The following is an 18,469-nucleotide window of genomic DNA, read 5'->3' as shown; positions in this document are numbered from 1 at the left end:
ACTTCGGTGCGTGCACTCACGGGCGCGCTCCTCTCCCATTCGACAGACACATTCGGCAGCAAAGGCCTGTCTGGGACGGTAGGTCGCGGCACCGGGGCAGCCACAGGTTCGTTCCCGGTGAGCGGTCGGGCAGCGCCTAGCTCGACACGACGGGAGCGAGAGCGGGGTCGATCACGTCGGCCAGTGCGTCCCACGGCACGGTGACGGTGACGAGTCCGATCGCGTGCGGTCCCACCTGGTAGTCGTTGAAATGAATCTCCATGCCTGCCGGGGTGGCAAGCCAGTTCGCGAAGTTCGCCTCGGTCGGCTCGATGCCGCTGCGCTCGAAGTCCGCTCCGGCGACCGTCGTGGGGAGCAGGCGCGCGGATTCGTCCGACAGCGTCTGCAGTCCCGCCGGCAGGTCGGGGAAGAGATCGCCGAGCGTGATCGGCGCGGCAGTATCGGCATTCACCACCACCGTCGCGACGATCGGTGTCGGATGCGCACCGGGTGGGTCCGCGTTCCACGACGTCACCAGCAGCCCACTGATCACGTGCTCGCCGATGTGCGCGACGCTGTGCTCCTGGCTGCTCAGCGTGAAGGCGTCGGTGCCCCAGCCGTCGATCTGGTCCTGGAGTGCGGCGCGCATCGATTCGTTGAACTCGGCGGTGACGGCCGGATTTCCACCCTCGATCTGTGGGATGAGCACGTCGTAGCCGACGCGGCCGGTGGAACCCGTGACCTGCAACTCGGTCTCCGTGTAGGGCAGGCCCGCGGACGTGGTCGCCTCGGTGCCGGGCGTGTCCGCGGCGGTGACGGTCGTCGTTGTCGACGGCTCGCTCACCGCGGTGCCCGTCTGGTCGGAGCAGGCGGCCAAGGCGAGGACGACCGCAACGAGCGCCGCTGCCCGACTACATCTCCGGATGCCGCTCATGAGCTATCTCTACCACGTCGATTCCCCGGGGTCACCTACCGATCGGGTCGACGATGGTGTGCAGCGTGTCGACGAAACCCTGTGCGGTGGACGCGTCGTAGAGGTCGGCGGAATACACCAGTTCGGCATCGATTCCGGCGGGCCTCCCGTCGACGTCGTGACGTTCGGTGAAGTGGAAGTGCAGATCGCACTTGGCGATGTCGAGTGGACGGGGTGTGACCTCGAAGTCGAGCCCGGACACGTTCAGGGCCGCGGGAGCGAAGTTGTTCAGCGACAACGCAACCTGGAACAGCGGGTGCAGGGACGGCGACCTCGGCGGGTCGAGTACCTGGACGAGTCGCTCGAATTGCACGTCGGCATTCGCCAGAGCCCGAAGCTCCACGCCGCGTGATCGATCGACGATGTCGCACAGCGTCATCGTCGGGTCCACCCGGGTTCGCAGAACCAGCGTGTTGACGAACATTCCCACCACGTCGTCGAGCGCCGGGTCTCCCCGGCCGGCGATCGGAGTTCCGATCGCGATGTCGGGGTCGCCGCTGACACGGGCGAGCAGTACCGCCACTGCCGACCTGAGCGCCGTGAACAGGCTGGCGTGGTGCTCGTGCGCGGTGGCGAGCAGGCCTCGGTGCGCATGCTCGTCGAGGGAGAACGGAAGTCGTCCCGCTCGGTAGGTCCACCGGTGCGGCCTGGGGCGATCGGTGGGCAGCGCGAGCTCCCCCCGAAGTCCCGACAGCTCCTTCGTCCAGTGGGCGATCTGCCGGGACGCGACACTGCCCGGGTCGGCCTCGTCACCGAGCAATGCCCGGCGCCACACGGTGTAGTCGGCGTAGTGCACGATCGGCGGCTCCCACACGGGCTCACTGCCGTTCGCCCGGGCACGGTAGGAGTCGGCGAGATCTCGTGCCAATGGTGCAAGCGACCAGCCGTCGACGGCGATGTGGTGGATGACGCAGGCCAGAAGGTGGTCGCCGTCGCCGAGCCGGAACAGCCGGGCGCGCAGCGGAGGCTCGCGCCGCACGTCGAATCCTGCGGACAGCAGTTCCGACGTCTGCGCCGCCACGTCCGCGCCGCCGGACTCCACCGGAGTCAGGTCGGGCAACACATCGGCCACGTCGAGCACACGCTGGTACGGCCCCGACGGCGAGTCGGGAAACACCGTTCGCAACGAGCGGTGCCGGTGCAGGACGTCCGCCATCGCCGAGCGCAGGGCGTCGACGTCGAATGCGCCGCGTACTCGTACCGTGAACGGGATGTTGTGGAGAGCGCGTTCCCCTCTGGCGCGGTCGATGAAGTACTGCGACGGGGACAGCGGCACCCGGTCCGGCAGTGGTGCGGCGCCCAACTTCGGTCCGCCGGACCGCCCCGCGCTCTGCGGGCGTGCCCCGGCGTCCGCGATCGTCCGCGCGAGCGCCGCGACCGTCGGTGCATCGAAGAGTTCGCGCACGCCCAGCGTGGTTCCCAGCTCGGCGTTGATCGTCGCGACCACCCGGATGGCCGACAGCGAATCGCCGCTGAGATCGAAGAAGGAATCGTCGGCGCCGACCGTATCCACGCCGAGTACCGCGGCGAACACCCGCGCGACGCGGCGCTCGGCCGGGGTCTCGGGGTCACGATGAGGCACCGAAACCGAGCCGAACTCCGGCAGCGGGAGCGCCGCCCGGTCGAGCTTCCCCGTCGGTGTCAACGGGATCGAGTTCACGAGCATGATCGATTTCGGAACCATATAGTCCGGCAGCAATCGTGCTAGGTGCGCCTTCAACGTTTCGCGATCGATCGACGCGTCCCCCTCGGCCATGATGTAGGACACCAAGGTCGGATCTCCGGCCGAATTCCGTTGCACCACCGTCGCGGCGAAGGCGACGCCGGGATGCGTGTTCAGCGTGGCGTTGATCTCGCCCAGCTCGACACGGAAACCTCGGATCTTGATCTGGTCGTCCGCCCTGTCCAGAAACTCGAGCGTTCCTGCCGCCGTCCACCGCACCACGTCCCCGGTGCGGAACATCCGGGAGCCGCTGCGGCCGAACGGGTCGGCGACGAACCGGGACGCGGTCATCCCGGGGCGCCGATGGTAGCCCCGGGCGAGTGCCGGGGTGGCGAGGTAGAGCTCACCGACAGCGCCCGGCGGAAGCGGGCGTAGACGGTGATCCAGAACCACCGCGTCCACGCCGCGCATGAGCGAGCCGATCGTCATCCGCTCGTCCGGTGACAGCGGATCCGTGAGAGTGACACTGCACGTCGTCTCCGTCGGACCGTACGCGTTCCGCATGGTCCGGCCACCGGCCCACCGCCGCGCCAGCTCCTGCGGACACGCCTCCCCTCCGACCAGCACCAACTCCAATTCGTCCAGGACGCAGGCGTCGACGGCGGCCAGGGCGGACGGCGTCATCAGGAGGTGGGTGACGTGTTCGTCACGCAACAGCCGTGACAGTTCCTCGCCGCCGAACACCCCGGGTGGGGTCACGACGAGCGTCGCGCCGCCGACACAGGCCGCGAGCACTTCGACGAGCGCGGTGTCGAAGCTCGGCGAGGCGAAATGCAGGACACGCGAACGCGCGGACACCGCGTACTTGTCCCGAATCTCCTGGGCGAGGTTGGCAAGGCCGCGATGGGTGACGACGACGCCCTTCGGCGCCCCCGTCGACCCGGACGTGTAGATCAGATACGCGGGATGGTCCACGAGCAGCGGACGGGTCCGTTCCGCATCCGGGAGGGCTTCTTCACAGAGGTTTTCGAGGTCGTCGATATCCGTGGTCAACCATGCGACGGTGCCGGGCAGTCGGACGCGCTCTGTGCGGACGGTCAGCCCGACTGTCGCACCACAATCGTCCAGGGCGTACGCGATGCGAGCGCTCGGGTGCGCGGGATCGATCGGAACGTAGGCCGCGCCTGCCTTCGCGACGGCCCACAACGCCAGCACCGACTCGAGCGACCGCGGGATGGAGACCGCGACGATGCTCTCGGGTCCGATGCCCCGGCCGGTCAGGAGCCGGGCGAGCCGGCCGGCGAGCCGGTCCAGGTCACCGTAGGACAGTTCGCGGCCGCGGTCGCGGATCGCGATCGCCTCCGGATGGTCGGCGACGGTCCCCGCGAGGAGACGGTCGAGTGTGATCGGGTCGGCATCCGGAAGTCCCTGCGCGGGAGCGAATTCTCCGCGCTCGCCGGCGAGGAAGACGTCGAGGTCGGCGACCGGGCGTTCCGACTCGACCGATGCGGTGAACCTGTCGAGGTAGGCGAGGAAACGCACATGATGTCCGGTCAGTTCGGCGTGGTCGTACAGTGCCGGATTTCCCTCGAAGTCGATGCGGGCGGCACTGCCCTCGGCCCCGGGATAGATGTTGACGGCGAGGTCCGCGACGGGACCGGTGGTGAGTACCCGAACCGTCCCGTTCACGGAGCCGAGCGTGATCTCCTTCGTGAACACCATGACGTTGACCACCGGACCGAAATGCAGGAGTTCGACACCGCCCGTAGCGAGGTCCCGGCCGATGTCCTCGCGGCGGTAGCGTTGATGCCGCAGTGCCGCTGTCAACGCCGTCTCGGCGGTTCCGACCGCCTGACGGACGGTGGCAGAGCCGATTCCCTTCAGCCGCAACGGAATCACATTGGAGACCGAACCGCCCGAATACCTGAGGCGGGCCGTCGTTCTCGCCGACACCGGAAGCGACAGGACCACGTCGTCGACGCCGGTCATCCTGGCGAGGTACGAGGCGAAGGCGGCGACCGTCACCGCCGTCGAATTCCGTGAGCTCCCGCTCGGGCTCGTGTGCCCGGTCGCCGTCCGGGCGTCGATGTCCGGTCGCGCCGTGCGACCGCTGAGACTGAGGACCGACGCCAGGTCGCCGCCGGAGTCGCGCCAGTAGTCGCGGTCCCGGGCGAACCGGGTCGAGGCACGGTAGGTCGCGTCCTCCCGCACGAGACGTTCCGGCCCCACGATCCGGCTGTCCGGCGGCTCCCTGCCCTCGGTGGCGGCGACATACAGTTCGGCCGTGCGGCTCATCAGCATCATCGCGGCGTACCCGTCCGACACGATGTGGTGAGCGCGGGAGTACCAGTAGTAGTGATCGTCGCCCAGCTGCAGAATGCGCGAGACGAGGAGCGGTCCGTCGTACATGTCGGTGCGAGCGCTCCGGTCGTTCCGCATCCAGCGGTGAGCAGCGTCCACGGGATCGTCCTCGCCGCGAAGGTCCGTGGTGGGCACCCGGTCGTCGACGGTCGGGTCCACGACCTGATGCGGCTGCCCGTCGATGTCCACCAGGCGCACCGCTCCCCAGCCGAATTCGCGATTCGCGCGACGGGTGGCTTCAGACAGAACGGCAAGGTCGACCGGACCGCGCAGATCGACGTAGTGGGCGATGACGTACGGAATCTCCGGCGTGAGCTGTTGCGCGAACCAGATGGATCTCTGCGCCGCGGTCAGCGGGAAGGCGCCCACGGCCGCTCGCGCCGGGCGCCCGAGTGGGCGTTCCACGATGGCGACGGCGGGCCGGACAGGTGCGGGCCTTTCCGGGCAGGCGCACGCCGTGCCGCCGGATTGCTGCTGCGAATCGAAATCGAAATTCATCTTTCCCCCTCAGGCTGCGCTCTGCACTCCTTCACCCCACTGCGCAGAGTCGTCGCGGATGTCGGATCGGCGACTGCTATGGCACCAACCATCAGCCTCCTCGCCCCCCACCGCCTTCACCAGGCACCCCAGGGTGCGCACCCGCCTACCCTCGAATTTGGGGAGGTGCCCGCGCCGCCATCCGAGTAGCGTCGAACGGGTGACCATTCGACTCGGCTATCAGATGCCCAACTTCAGTTATTCGACGCCCGTCACAGAACTCTTCCCGACAGTCATCGCGCAGGCCCGTGAGGCCGAATCCGCGGGCTTCGACACCGCGTTCGTGATGGACCACTTCTATCAACTGCCGGGCATCGGTGCGCCCGACGAACCGATGCTCGAGGCGTATACCACCCTCGGCGCCCTCGCCACGGCCACCGACAACATCCAGCTGTCCGCACTGGTCACCGGCAACACCTACCGCAACCCGCCCATGCTCGCCAAGGCGGTGACCACCCTGGACGTCGCCAGCGGCGGGCGGGCCGTCCTCGGAATCGGCGCCGGCTGGTTCGAACTCGAGCACACGCAGTACGGATACGAGTTCGGCACGTTCACCGACCGATTCGAACGGCTCGACGAGGCACTGCAGATCATTGCGCCGATGCTGCACGGCGAACGTCCGACGTTCGACGGCAAGTGGTATCACGTCGAGAACGCGATCAACGAGCCGCGGATCCGCGACGACCTGCCGATCATGCTGGGAGGTGGCGGTGAGAAGAAGACGTTCGGGCTCGCCGCCCGGTTCGCGGACCATCTGAACATCATCTGCAACGCCCGCGAACTGCCGCGCAAGCTCGAGGCTCTCGATACCCGGTGCTCGGAGATCGGTCGCGACCGGTCCACGCTGGAGACCAGCTACCTGGCCTTCGTCATCATCGACGAGGACGGCGACCGCGCGCGGCAGCTCCAGCACGAGTTCCTGCTCACGCAGGGCGTCGACCTGTCGACGGCGTCGGACGAGGAACGCGCCGCCGCCACCGACCGGCAGTTCTGCGGTGCCCCCGACGAGGTGGCCGAACAGCTGAAGACCCGTGTCCTCGACGCGGGAATCGACGGCATCGTCCTCAACCTCGTCGCCAACGGGCACGAACCCGGCATCGTCGAACTCACCGGGCGCACGTTGCGTCCCCTGGTCGACGCCTGACCGTTCCGGCCGCCCGGAATACGCGCACTACCTCTGCGGTTACACCCAGAGGTAGTGCGTGAGGCTGACCTCTCGCGCCTGTTCTTGGTGACGAAAGGTAACGAATCTCGTGAGCGCTGTTCTGTCGATTCTCGATCTGGCCTACATCCGCGAGGGCGACACGGCGCGGGACAGTTTCGATGCGAGCGTGAAGCTCGCGCAACTCGCGGAGACCCGCGGGTACCGCCGCATCTGGTACGCGGAGCACCACAACATGCCGTCGATCGGCTCGTCCGCGACGAGCGTCCTCATCGCGCACGTCGCCGCGCACACCGAGAGCATCCGGCTCGGCGCAGGCGGCATCATGCTGCCGAACCACGCGCCGCTGACGATTGCGGAGCAGTTCGGCACCCTCGAGACACTGCACCCCGGTCGCATCGACCTCGGACTCGGACGCGCCCCGGGCAGTGATCAGAAGACGATGTATGCGCTGCGCCGCGACCCGGCGTCCGCGGACCGCTTCCCGCAGGACGTGCTGGAACTCCAGGCATACCTCCGCGGTGTGTCACGGGTTCCCGGCGTCGACGCGATCCCCGGCAAGGGTACGAACGTTCCCCTCTACATCCTCGGGTCCTCGACGTTCGGCGCACAGCTCGCCGCGAAGCTCGGACTCCCCTACGCCAACGCGTCCCACTTCTCCCCCGACTCGCTCGTCGACGCCGTCACGCTGTACCGGGAGAGATTCGAGCCCTCCGAGGATCTGTCCGAGCCGTACGTCATCGCCGGCGTCAACGCCATCGCCGCGGACACCACCGAGGACGCGCACCGGCAGTTCGAGGCGTCCCTGCGGCGGCGGGTGGTGCAGATGGTCGGTCGCGGGCAGAAATTCACCCCCGAGGAGGTCGACCTCATCATGACGTCCCCGGCAGGTCAGCAGGTCGCGCAGATGGTGCGCTACTCCGCCGTCGGAACGCCGACCGAGGTCAAGACGTACCTCGACGAGTTCGCCGAGCACGCGCAGGCCGACGAGCTGATCGTCGCCTCCCATGCCGAGAACACCGAGTCCTGGCTGAAGACGTACGACCTGCTCGCCGACGTGTGGCGCGGAGCTCCCGTGCGCCCTTCTGGTAGCTAGCACAACCAGAAAGGCGCACGGGCGGCGAAGCCGCCTACTGCTGGTGGACGATCACGCCACGCAGGTTCTTTCCGTCCCGCAGATCCTGGTAACCCTCGTTCACCTGCTCGAGCGTGTACTTGGTGGTGATCAGCTCGTCGAGCTTGAGCTGACCCGCGTCGTACAGGCGCAGCAGGCGGACGATGTCGTACTGCGGGTTGGCCGAACCGAACAGTGAACCCTTGATCGTCTTCTGGTTCAGGGTCAGGTCGGTTCCCGAGATGTGCACGGTGAGCTTGGCGGGGTCGGCGAGGCCGGTGATGACGACGGTGCCGCCCTTGCCGATGACGGCGGTCGCGTTCTGCACCACCTCTTCGTCGACGGTGCCCACCAGGATGAGGGCCTGATCGGCGCCCTGACCCCAGGTCAGTTCGTTGACCTTCTCCGCCGCGGTCGCGGCGTCCGCGAACGCGTGGGTGGCGCCGAACTTCAGCGCGGCCTCCCGCTTCATCGCCACCGGATCCACCACCACGACGTACTTGGCGCCGGAGCTGACCGCGCCCTGCACGGCGTTGATGCCGAGACCGCCGATGCCGTAGATGACGACCGTGTCACCGGCGCGAACTCCGCCGGCGTACACCGCGGTGCCCCAACCGGACGGCACACCGCAGCCGACGAGGACGGCGGTCTCCAGCGGGAGCCAGTCGTCCACCTTCACCACCGAGTGCTGCGAGATGGTGGCGCGCTCGGCGAACGTACCGAGCATGCACATGGCACCGAAATCCTGCTTGCCCGAGTGGAACCGGAACGAGCCGTCGGGCATCGACCCCTCGAGGATGGTGGCGCCCATGTCACACAGGTTCTGGCGGCCGGTGGCACAGTACCGACACGTGCCGCAGTTCGGGATGAAGCTGCAGACCACGTGGTCGCCGGGCTTCACCTTGGTGACACCGGGGCCGACTTCCTCGATGATGCCGGAACCCTCGTGCCCGCCGACGATCGGGAAACGCGGCGGCAGATCGCCGTCGGTGAGGTGCAGGTCCGAGTGGCACAGGCCTGCCGCGACATACTTGATGAGCACTTCGCCGGGGCCCGGACCGTCGAGCTCGAGTTCCACGATTTCGAACGGCTTGTGCGTTTCGAACAGAACCGCTGCTTTGGTCTTCATGTCTTCTCCTCGTTGAGTGACGGTCAGAGTGCGATGTTGACGGCTTTGGTCTGGGTGTAGAGATCGATGGCGGTCGCCCCGAGCTCACGTCCCCAACCGGACTGCTTGTATCCGCCGAACGGCATGGCGGTGTCGAACCCGTTGTACTGATTGATCCACACCGAACCGGCCTTGAGCTGACGGGCCGTGAGGTGCGCCTTGGACAGATCCTTGGTCCAGATTCCGGCGGCGAGGCCGTAGATGCTGCTGTTCGCCGCCTTCGCGACTCCCTCCTCTGCGTTGAACGGGAGCGCTGCGACGACGGGGCCGAAGATCTCCTCCTCCACGATGCTGAACTCGGGTTTCACGTCCACGAACACCGTCGGCTCGACATAGAAGCCGGTGTCGCCCCAGCGCTTTCCGCCGGTGAGGGCGCGGGCGCCGTCGGCGAGTCCGGCGGCCAGGTAGCCGGTGACCTTGTCGAACTGCTCCTGCGACACCAGCGGTCCGAGCTGGGTGGTGGGGTCGAGTCCGGGGCCGATCTTGACCTGGCTGGCGGCCTCGGCGACCGCTGCGGTGAAGTCGTCGAAGATGCTGTCCTCGACGAACATCCGGGTGCCTGCGACGCAGCACTGGCCGTGGTTGAACAGCCAGGCGTTGAGCGATCCGGTGACGGCGGCGTCGAAGTCGGCGTCCGCGAACACGACGTTGGCGCTCTTGCCGCCGAGTTCGAGCGACACCTTCTTGAGGTTGCCCCGGGCGGCGTCGACGATCTTCTTCCCGACCTCGGTGGAGCCGGTGAACGCAATCTTGTCGACGTCGTCGTGGGCGGACAATGCCGCGCCGGCGTCGCCGTAGCCGGTGACGATGTTGACGACGCCGGGCGGGAAGCCGGCCTCCTCGAACACCTCGCCGAGCAGGATCGCGGTGAGCGGGGTCTGCTCCGCGGGCTTGAGAATCACCGTGTTGCCTGCGGCGAGCGCGGGCGCCAGCTTGAATGCGGCCATGAGCAGCGGGAAGTTCCAGGGAACGATCAGACCGCAGACGCCGACGGGTTCGCGCAGCGTGTACGCATGGAACTGGCCGCCGGGGACGAACGGCATGCTCACGTTGACCGTGCTGCCCTCGATCTTGGTGGCCCAGCCCGCGAAGTAGCGGAAGATGTCGGCCGACCAGGCGACGTCGACAGCCGCGGCGATGCCCGCCGACTTGCCGTTGTCCAGCGCCTCGAGCTGACCGAATTCCTCGGCGCGCTCGGAGAGGATGTCGCCGACCCGCCAGATCAGCCGTTCCCGCTCGTTGGGCTTCATGGTGGCCCACGGGCCCTCGTCGAATGCCGCACGAGCGGCCCGGACCGCGCGGTCTACGTCTTCGGCGCCGCCGCGCGCGACGGTGGTCAGCACCTGCCCGGTGGCCGGGTCGATCGTCTCGAACGTCTCGCCGCTCGCCGATTCCACCCACTGCCCTCCGACGAGGAATCGCTTGGTGCCGGACAGAAAGTTCCGTACCGACGGCAAGAGTTCCGCTTGGCTGGGTTCGATCGTCGCTGTCATCAAAACCTCCGAAGTTGTGAATGTGACGTGGCTCATAGTGCACTGGTTGCCATATCACTAACTGTCCTGACTTCGGACACCTCCGGACGGTCGCGGATCGGTGGATGAAACTGCAGCTAGACGGTGATATCGAGGGCTCGGATCCGGACGTAGAGCGTGCTGCGGCTGATGCCCAGCGCGGCCGCGGCATGCACCTTGTTGCCGCCGCACTCCTGCAGTGCGTCGACGATGGCCTGGCGTTCGGCGCGCTCGCGGCCGGCCAGCCGGGACACCCGGGTCGGCGTCCGATACTGGTCGGGTAGATCCGCGACAGCGATGTTCGCGCTGCTGCGTCTGCCCGCGGCGGCCTGCAGCACGACGAACAGTTCGGCGATATTGCCCGGCCAGTCGCGGGCGATCAGAGCGTCGAGCGCGCTCGCGGTGAGCCGGAGACCGGGATCGACGGAATCGAGGATTCCCTGCGCGATGTCCGCGAATTCGCGGGTGCGTTGACGCAGCGGCGGGAGCACCACCTGTCCGGGGCAGCGGCCGACGAGACCCGCAACGCCCGGTGGCAGGTCGCCGAGGGGAGAACTCGTCATCACGATTCGTGGACCCGCGTCGGCGGCCAGCATCTTCACGACCAGCGGCAGCATCGACTCGGGTAGCAGTTGCACTTCCTCGATCGCCAGGACCGCGGCGGGTCCGGCCGCCAGCGTGAGAAGTCGGTCGATCCAGGCGTCGGCGCCGTCGAGGGCGATGGCGGCCGCGTCCATACATACGAGCGACTTGTCGCCGGCCAGATCGCGAACCGCCGTCGTCCTGCCGATGCCCGGTTCGCCGCTGATCACCACCGGATCCCGGGTCTCGCGCAGCCGCGACAACTCCGACCTGCTGCGTTCGACGACGGAACTCGACGGGGACTTGCCGCGCCGGATGGGGGTGCTGGTCCGGCGGTCCGGCCGGACGACGAACACGGCCCCGCCGTCCGTGCCTGCCACGTGGTCGGCCCGGACCAACGCCGGTTCGCCCGAGGACAGTTGGATCCGCACCGTCTTCGACTGATCCGGACGCAGGTCCGCGGCAAGCCCCCGCAGCGTCGCGTGATCGGACACCTGGAGCAGGTCGAGCGCCACCCGGTTGCTGAGCAGAATGTCCTCGCCGATCGCGGTGACCGCCATCAGATTCTGCGGCGACACCCGCTGAAACGCGTCCACGAGCCGCTGCTGCGACACCCGGGCCCCCTCGAGCAAACGTCGTTCGATGTCCGCGGCCGCTCGGGCCAGGAACGGGGCGAACAGCGGGTTGGCGCGCGACGCGACACCCGTCATGTCGAGGATGCCCTCGACGCGGCGCGTCACCGGATGGACGATCGGGTGTCCGTAACAGCTGAGTTCCTTGAACCGCTCGAGGTAGTGCTCCTCGCCGTGTATGACGACGCCACGCCGGACCTCCATCGGCGTCCCCAGCGCCGTGGTCCCCACGCAGTCCTCGTCGAACCGCGACCCCAGCACCGCCCCGGCGCCGTCGATCAGGCGCTCGAGTCGGGGGCCGTCGAAGAGCCGGGCGACGATGCGGCAGTCACGGTCGGCGAGCAGGACACAGAAGCCGGTGCCCTGGATCTGCTGTTCCATCTCATCGAGCACGGGACGGGCCGCCTGCAGCAGGCGACTGGACTTGTCCAGGTCGGAGCAGGGATCATCGGTCGGCGTCGAACTCGGTTCCAGACCGCTGAGCGCCGAACGCTTCCAGGACAACGCGATCTCCGGCCGCATCGCCGCGTGCCCGGTCATGCCGCCAAACTCCAACCTCGACTCCTTGCTGCGCGCGGGTCCGGTCGTGCACCGGTACACGACTCACACCCGAACGTACCCACACAGTGTGACCCACGCCATAGTGCCTGTGGGCGCGGCGAGCAACTGTCCGGATTCTGGACAGTGCCGCGTTCACTCAGTCGAACAGCCCACGCACGAACGGGATAGTGTCCGCCTGGGAATCGACGAGCGTGCCGCTGTGGTCGGTGGGATACGTCTTGAACGTGACCGGCTCACCGTTGGCGGTCAGTGCCGCGACCAGCGAGAACGCCGACGGTGCGGGCACGTCGATGTCGGTGAGCCCCTGCCCGATGAACAGGGGACGGTCGTACCCACTCGTCGGGAGACCCATGTAGTCCACGAGCAGCCCGTGAAAGTTCGGGATCTGGTTCAGCGGCTTGCTGAACAGGTCGCCGACCACCGCGCCTTCCGCGGCGTCGTGAAGGTCGTTGACGCACAGCTGCTCGGCGGCGTTCACGTACCGGGTGCCGAGCGGAGTGAGGTAGGAGTCGAGGTCGATCTCGGGATGCGCCGACCGCAGTCCAGCGAGGATGTAGAACAGGTACGACGTGAGGCCGGCGGGGATCGCCGTGGGCGGCACCCCCGGCCCCAGCGGCAGCAGTGTCAGCTCGATGTTCGCCGGCACACCCGTTCCCACGGCCCCGCGGTAGTCCAGCGTCTCGCCGCCGTACTCGGTGGCGTAGCGGGCGGTGGTGATCGCGGCGCCGCCGCCCTGCGACTGGCCGACCACCACCCACTTGTTCGACAGGGACTCGTCGACGGCGCGGGCGGCCTTCACCGAGTCGACGACGCTGTGCGCCTCGACCTTTCCGTCGAGGTACGGCATCACACCGGGCGTGCCGAGGCCGACGTAGTCGGTGGAGACGACGGCATATCCCTGTTCGAGCCAGTGTCCGAGGTACGGGTAGTCACGCTCGGGGAGCGCGGGCCCGACGAGCGAGGGAGCACAGTCGTCCGCGAGCCCGGACGTGCCGTGCGCCCACGCGATCACCGGCCATCCCCGGACGGGCGCGTCCCGGTGGCACGTACACGGCGCCGCTGCTGAGTGCGGGACTCCCGTCGGACCCGATCGACCAGTAGGTGATTCGCTGCGCATCGGAAGCGCCGGGGAGCCAGAGGTCGGCCGGTAGCGGCTCGACCTCCACGACGCTCCCCGGCGCGCGTTCGGCCTCGTCGGCGAACGCGGCCGGGGAGGCGAGGCAGGTGCCGCCCACCGTCAGGGATGCAATCGCGACACTTGCCGCGGCTCGCGCCATACGTACCGAGTGTGTCTTCACCGCTTCAAGATAGAGCCTCCCCGCACGTGAGTGGCAAAGCGTGCGGGAGCACACTTTGCCACTCACGTGCGCTACGTCTGGGACGCGAGATCCCGTCCCCGGGTCTCCGGGATCGTGAACAGTGCGGCGATCGAGACCGCAACCAGGGCGAGCGCGTACCACTCGAACAGGTCCGGCGTACCGCGGTCGGCGAAGAACGTCTGGACGCACGCGGCCGTCCCACCGAACGCGGCCACACCGACCGAGTACGGCACTCCGACACCGGCAGCACGTAATCCGGTCGGGAAAAGTTCGGCCATCATCGCGGGCATCACCGACAGGATCGCGCCCATCACGAACAGGGCGATCGCCATCGCGAAGAACAGCGTGACCGCACTGTGCCCGATTATGGCGTTGAGCGGGAACAGCAGGGCAGCGATACCGACGTTGCCGATGTACAGCACCGGTTTGCGACCGATCCGATCCGACAACGCACCCCAGAACGGCAGCGACGCAATCAGTACGAGGTTCGCGCCGACCCCCGCCCACAAAGCGCCGGACGGATCGATGCCCCGGACGGCGATCGCGTACGCCGGCGCCGACACGGCCCACACGTAGTAGACGACGGTGCCGCCGACCGTGAAGAACAGGATCTGGAACACCTGCCGCCGGTGCGCCACGAACAGCTGCCACATCGACTGCTTTGCGGTCTCGTCATCCGACTCCTCGTAGACTTCGGTCTCCTTCATCCGCGACCGCATCCACAGCACGAACAGTCCGAGCACGCCGCCCAGCAGGAACGGCACCCGCCAGCCCCAGTCGGCCATCTGCTCCGAACTCAGCGTCGTCGTGAGCAGTGCGCCGAGAAGCGTGCCGACGACGACTCCGGTGGTGTTGGAAATGTAGATGAGACTGGACCAGAGTCCACGCCGGGCCGTCGGCGCGAATTCGACGATATAGGTCTGCGCGGACGGCAATTCACCGCCGTGCGCGACACCCTGCGCGAGGCGCGCCACGACGAGGACCACCGCCGCCGCGACACCGATCGTCTGATGGGTCGGGGTCAGGCCGATGATCAGGCTGCCGACCGCGGCCAGTCCGACGGCGAGCGTCATCGACAGCTTGCGTCCCCGCCGATCCGACAGCCAGCCGAACAGCAGACCGCCGAACGGCCTGGCAACGAATCCGACAGCGAAGACGCCGAACGACGCGAGCAGGTCGGAGACCGCTGAGCCGGTGTGGAAGAACTGCGGGGCGAAGAACGCGGCGAACGTCGCGTAGACGGTCCAGTCGAAGTACTCGATCCCGTTTCCCGTGCCCACACCGACGATCGCGCGGGCCTTCTCCCAGCGCTCGGACCTCTGCTGGACGGTGTTCACGGTCCCACTCTCGGTGGCGATCTCGTTCATCGGGCGTCACTCCCCGCCGCCACAGCAGCATTGTCGGACCGGGCTTTGTCCAGCCGTCGAACGGCCAGTCCGGCGTAGATGGTGGCGGCATCGGCGAGTACCGCGTCGTCGAATTGCGCTCGGGGCGAATGGTTCATGGGAGCGGCAGCGGGATCCGCGCCGGGCATGCACGCGCCCAGTCCGATGAACGCGCCGGGCACTTCCTGCAGGACGTAGGAGAAGTCCTCGGACCCGGCCATCGGATGCTTGACCGTCTCGTACCGGTCCTCGCCCATGAGGTCGCTGACCACTTCGGCGCCGAACGCGACCTCGTCGACGTCGTTGATCGTCATCGGGAACTCCGGGGCCACGGTGACGTCGACCTCGACCCGCTGTGCGGACGCCACCCCCTCGAGCACTCGGCGCAGCGCCGCCGGCACCTTCTCGTACGTGGCGGGCGAATAGCACCGGACCGTCGCCTCGAACCGCGCATCGTCGGGAATGATGTTGTGCCGCGACCCGGCCTGCACGTTCGCGACCGTCACGACGACGGGATCGAAGACGTCGAACGTCCGGGTGATCATGGTCTGCAGCGACGTGATCATCTCGGCCATCGCGGTGATCGGATCCCGGGCGGTCGACGGGGACGACCCGTGTCCACCCGCCCCGCGCACCGTGACCGTCAGCTTGTACGACGCCGCGAGCAGCGTCCCCGCCTTGGAGAAGAACCGCCCCTGCGGCTTCTGGCAGGAGAAGACGTGCATGCCGTAGGCGGTATCGGCGCGGCGGCCGGCGGCGTCGAGGACGCCCTCGTCCACCATCACCTTCGCGCCGTCCCACCCCTCCTCACCGGGCTGGAACATCAGGACGACGTCGCCCGCCAAGTGGTCGCGATGACGGCTGAGCAGTTGGGCGGCGCCGACCAGCGCAGCGGTGTGCAGGTCGTGTCCGCACCCGTGCATGGCGCCGTTCTGCGCCGCGAAGTCGAGTCCGGTCTGTTCGGTGACCGGGAGTCCGTCCATGTCGGCGCGCAGCAGCACCGTCTGCGCGGCGTCGACCGAACGCCTGCCGCCGCGGAGCACCGCGGTCACCGACGTCGTGTTTGTTCCCGTCGAGATCTCGAGCGGCAGGCCGGCCAACGCATCGAGGACACGTTCCTGCGTGCGCGGCAGGCTCAGTCCGACCTCCGGTTCGCGGTGCAGCACGCGACGCAACTGCACGAGGTCGCCCTGGAGGGCGCGGGCGTCGTCCACGAGATTCATTGCTCTCCCTTATGTCGGTGGTCACTTTCTCGACCGAATGCGTCGGTGGTCATATGCTGTGATCCGCGAAACGACGGACCACCGAGAACGTCGAAAACGATCACCTGTGCCGACCCAGAAAGTGTTCTATGCGCGAAATGCTGACCGAATCCGAGCTTTCGCTCATTCACGCGTTGCAGATCCGTCCGCGGGCGACGTGGTCCGAGCTCGCCCCGATCCTGCGGACGACATCCGCGACGCTGGCGAGGCGGTGGGAGTCGATCACCGAACGCGGACTGGCCTGGATCACCGCGTACCCCGCGCCGATGACGGGCGCCGGTGCGTTCACCGCCATGATCGAGGTGACGTGCGATCTCAGCGGCACGAAGAAACTGGTCGAGGCGCTCACCCGCGACCCGCGGGTGGCGTCGATCGAACATGCGGCGCGCGGGCGGGACCTCATCCTGACGGTGCAGACGGGATCCCTGCACGAGTTGTCGGACCTGGTGCTCGAGGAATTGCCCGGCCACCCGAGCGTCAATTCGACCCGGACCCACACGTGCACCGCACTCCACGCGGAGGGCAGCCGCTGGCGCCTCGATTCCCTCGACACGGCACAGTCCGCCGCGATCGCCGCACTGGAGAACACTCCGCCGCAGTCCGGATCGGCCCGGCCGGAAAGCCTGACGGACGAGGTCGCTCGCGCGCTCGTCCGCGAGCTCACCCGGAACGGAAGGGCGTCCGCGCGCGAGATCGCCTCGGTCATCGACCGGCCCGCGTCGTCGGTTCGCAGGCAGCTCGCGGGGTTGCTGCGCTCCCGGGCCGTGGTGCTGCGCTGCGACGTGGCCCAGGATGCGACGCGGTGGCCCATCACCGTCACGTGGTGGTGCCGTCTGCCCGTGCGTGCACACCGGGAAGTCGTGGAGATCGTCAATACCCGGCCCGAACTGAGATTGTGCATGTCTCTCACCGGCCCCGCGAACTTCCTCGTCAGCATGTGGGTGTCTTCGCTGCCCGACCTGTTGCGGGTGCAGGAGTGGCTGGAGAGCCGGGCCCCCAGCCTCGAGATCATCGACTCGTCGGTGACGCTCCGGTCCCGGAAGCGGATGGGGTGGGAACTCGACACCCACGGCCGCGCGACCGGTTATGTCACCGCGCACGGCGGCTGACCGCTACCGTCGAATGCGCATCATCGGACCGGCTGGAGCAGGTGATCACCGTGACCTCTACCGCGAGAACGTCGACTACCGGCGAGCGTGCCGACTTGTTGGAGTCGCTGGCGAAACACCGCTACTTCCTCCGCTACACCGTCCGGGACCTCACCGACGAACAGGCGACCCAGCGCACGACGGCGAGCGAACTGTGCCTGGGCGGACTCCTCAAACACGTGTCGGACGTCGAACGGGTGTGGGCCGACTTCATCGTGCGCGGTACCGACGCCGTGCGTGGCGGTCCCGCGGACGGCACCGGCACCGGCACCGACAATCGCCAGAAGGAGTTCACCCTCCGCGACGACGAGACGCTGGCCGACGTCCTCGACCGCTACGCGAGGGTGGCACACCGGACCGACGAGATCGTGGCCTCGCTGCCCGACCTCGACATCTCGCATCCGCTGCCGAAGGCGCCGTGGTTCGAACCGGGATCACGCTGGTCCGCGCGCCGGGTCCTGCTCCACATCATCGGGGAGACCGCCCAGCACGCCGGGCACGCCGACATCATCAGGGAGGCCCTCGACGGGTCGAAGTCGATGGGCTGAGTCAGCCGCGTTTGCGGGCCTCGATGAGGAAGCGGGTCGAGTGGGTTGCGGCCCCAGGAAGTACTCGACGAGTTCGAAGACACTCGCATGCCCGACGTGCTGCGAGAAGTACGTGCCTCCGGGTCGCAGGACGCGGGCGATTTCGTCCCACCACACCGTGGCGGGGTGCCTGCTCGTCACCAGGTCGAAGGCGCCGTCGGCGAACGGCAGCGGCGATTCGTCCGCGTCGGCCACCACGACCGCACCGAGCGGATGCAGCAGCGCCGTCGCCTTCGCGACGTTCGGGGGCCACGATTCCGTCGCCACCATCACGGGAGGCATCGTCACGGGAGGCATCGTCATTGCACCGGCGAGGACCTCCCCTCCCCCGGTCTGGATGTCCAGAGCGGCGTTCGCGCGCGAGACGTTCACCCATCAGGCGCTGATACCCCCACGACGGCCGCTGTTCGGTGGCCCGGCCGTCCAGCCAGGAGAAATCCCAGCCGTCCACCGATACGGATTCCGCCTCGGCCACCAACTCCTCGAATGTGCGTGCCATGCCGGGAAGCCTGACAGAAAGTCCCG

The 18,469-nt window shown here is 67.9% G+C and carries 11 protein-coding genes and 2 pseudogenes; 4 read left to right on the top strand and 9 right to left on the bottom strand.

Going from position 1 to position 18,469, the window contains the following annotated elements:
* Nucleotides 1-136 precede the first annotated feature (136 nt).
* Both JVH1_RS24715 and JVH1_RS24710 read right to left on the bottom strand, forming a co-directional pair.
* Nucleotides 137-913, bottom strand: coding sequence for an RsiV family protein (locus tag JVH1_RS24715; protein WP_009475178.1), 777 nt, complete (start codon nucleotides 911-913; stop codon nucleotides 137-139).
* Nucleotides 914-944: 31 nt separating this feature from the next.
* Complete coding sequence (locus JVH1_RS24710) at nucleotides 945-5,474, bottom strand: non-ribosomal peptide synthetase (RefSeq protein ID WP_009475179.1); 4,530 nt, start codon at nucleotides 5,472-5,474, stop codon at nucleotides 945-947.
* A 199-nt stretch (nucleotides 5,475-5,673) separates the two neighbouring features.
* On the opposite strand from JVH1_RS24710, the gene JVH1_RS24705 reads away from it, so the two are divergent.
* Nucleotides 5,674-6,657: an LLM class F420-dependent oxidoreductase gene (locus JVH1_RS24705; protein ID WP_009475181.1), complete on the top strand. Its 984-nt coding sequence runs from the start codon at nucleotides 5,674-5,676 to the stop codon at nucleotides 6,655-6,657.
* A gap of 109 nt (nucleotides 6,658-6,766) precedes the next feature.
* Entirely contained in the window at nucleotides 6,767-7,771 is a 1,005-nt protein-coding gene (locus tag JVH1_RS24700) for an LLM class flavin-dependent oxidoreductase (protein WP_009475182.1), read from the top strand.
* Nucleotides 7,772-7,805: 34 nt separating this feature from the next.
* Here JVH1_RS24700 and JVH1_RS24695 read toward each other — a convergent pair whose 3' ends face one another.
* The 6 genes and pseudogenes from JVH1_RS24695 to JVH1_RS24670 form a co-directional block, all read right to left on the bottom strand.
* Nucleotides 7,806-8,918: an NDMA-dependent alcohol dehydrogenase gene (locus JVH1_RS24695; protein WP_009475183.1), complete on the bottom strand. Its 1,113-nt coding sequence runs from the start codon at nucleotides 8,916-8,918 to the stop codon at nucleotides 7,806-7,808.
* Nucleotides 8,919-8,941: 23 nt separating this feature from the next.
* Nucleotides 8,942-10,450, bottom strand: a complete 1,509-nt coding sequence (locus JVH1_RS24690) for an aldehyde dehydrogenase family protein (RefSeq protein WP_043779044.1) — start codon at nucleotides 10,448-10,450, stop codon at nucleotides 8,942-8,944.
* A gap of 116 nt (nucleotides 10,451-10,566) precedes the next feature.
* The gene (locus tag JVH1_RS24685) at nucleotides 10,567-12,222 is read right to left on the bottom strand and encodes a sigma-54-dependent Fis family transcriptional regulator (RefSeq protein WP_043779047.1); all 1,656 of its coding nucleotides are present in this window, start codon (nucleotides 12,220-12,222) and stop codon (nucleotides 10,567-10,569) included.
* Nucleotides 12,223-12,379: 157 nt separating this feature from the next.
* Nucleotides 12,380-13,520 (bottom strand): annotated as a pseudogene (locus JVH1_RS24680) (lipase family protein).
* 92 nt (nucleotides 13,521-13,612) lie between these two features.
* Nucleotides 13,613-14,929, bottom strand: a complete 1,317-nt coding sequence (locus tag JVH1_RS24675; protein ID WP_009475188.1) for an MFS transporter — start codon at nucleotides 14,927-14,929, stop codon at nucleotides 13,613-13,615.
* Nucleotides 14,926-16,170 carry a M20 family metallopeptidase gene (locus JVH1_RS24670; protein WP_009475189.1) on the bottom strand — a complete coding sequence of 415 codons (1,245 nt, stop codon included), beginning with the start codon at nucleotides 16,168-16,170 and terminating at the stop codon, nucleotides 14,926-14,928. Before JVH1_RS24670 ends, JVH1_RS24675 begins: the two co-directional genes overlap by 4 nt.
* Before the next feature lie 128 nt (nucleotides 16,171-16,298).
* On the opposite strand from JVH1_RS24670, the gene JVH1_RS24665 reads away from it, so the two are divergent.
* Together JVH1_RS24665 and JVH1_RS24660 are read left to right on the top strand one after the other, a co-directional pair.
* Nucleotides 16,299-17,318, top strand: coding sequence for an Lrp/AsnC family transcriptional regulator (locus tag JVH1_RS24665; RefSeq protein ID WP_009475191.1), 1,020 nt, complete (start codon nucleotides 16,299-16,301; stop codon nucleotides 17,316-17,318).
* 41 nt (nucleotides 17,319-17,359) lie between these two features.
* On the top strand, nucleotides 17,360-17,905 hold the full coding sequence (locus JVH1_RS24660) for a DinB family protein (RefSeq protein ID WP_009475192.1): 546 nt from the start codon (nucleotides 17,360-17,362) through the stop codon (nucleotides 17,903-17,905).
* Between the two features lie 45 nt (nucleotides 17,906-17,950).
* Here JVH1_RS24660 and JVH1_RS24655 read toward each other — a convergent pair.
* Nucleotides 17,951-18,443, bottom strand: a pseudogene (locus tag JVH1_RS24655) (class I SAM-dependent methyltransferase); the annotation flags it as partial.
* Nucleotides 18,444-18,469: the final 26 nt, after the last annotated feature.

Source organism: Rhodococcus sp. JVH1, from assembly GCF_000280725.2.
Taxonomy (GTDB): Bacteria; Actinomycetota; Actinomycetes; order Mycobacteriales; family Mycobacteriaceae; genus Rhodococcus_F; species Rhodococcus_F jostii_A.
This window is presented reverse-complemented; position numbering and strand designations above follow the sequence as displayed.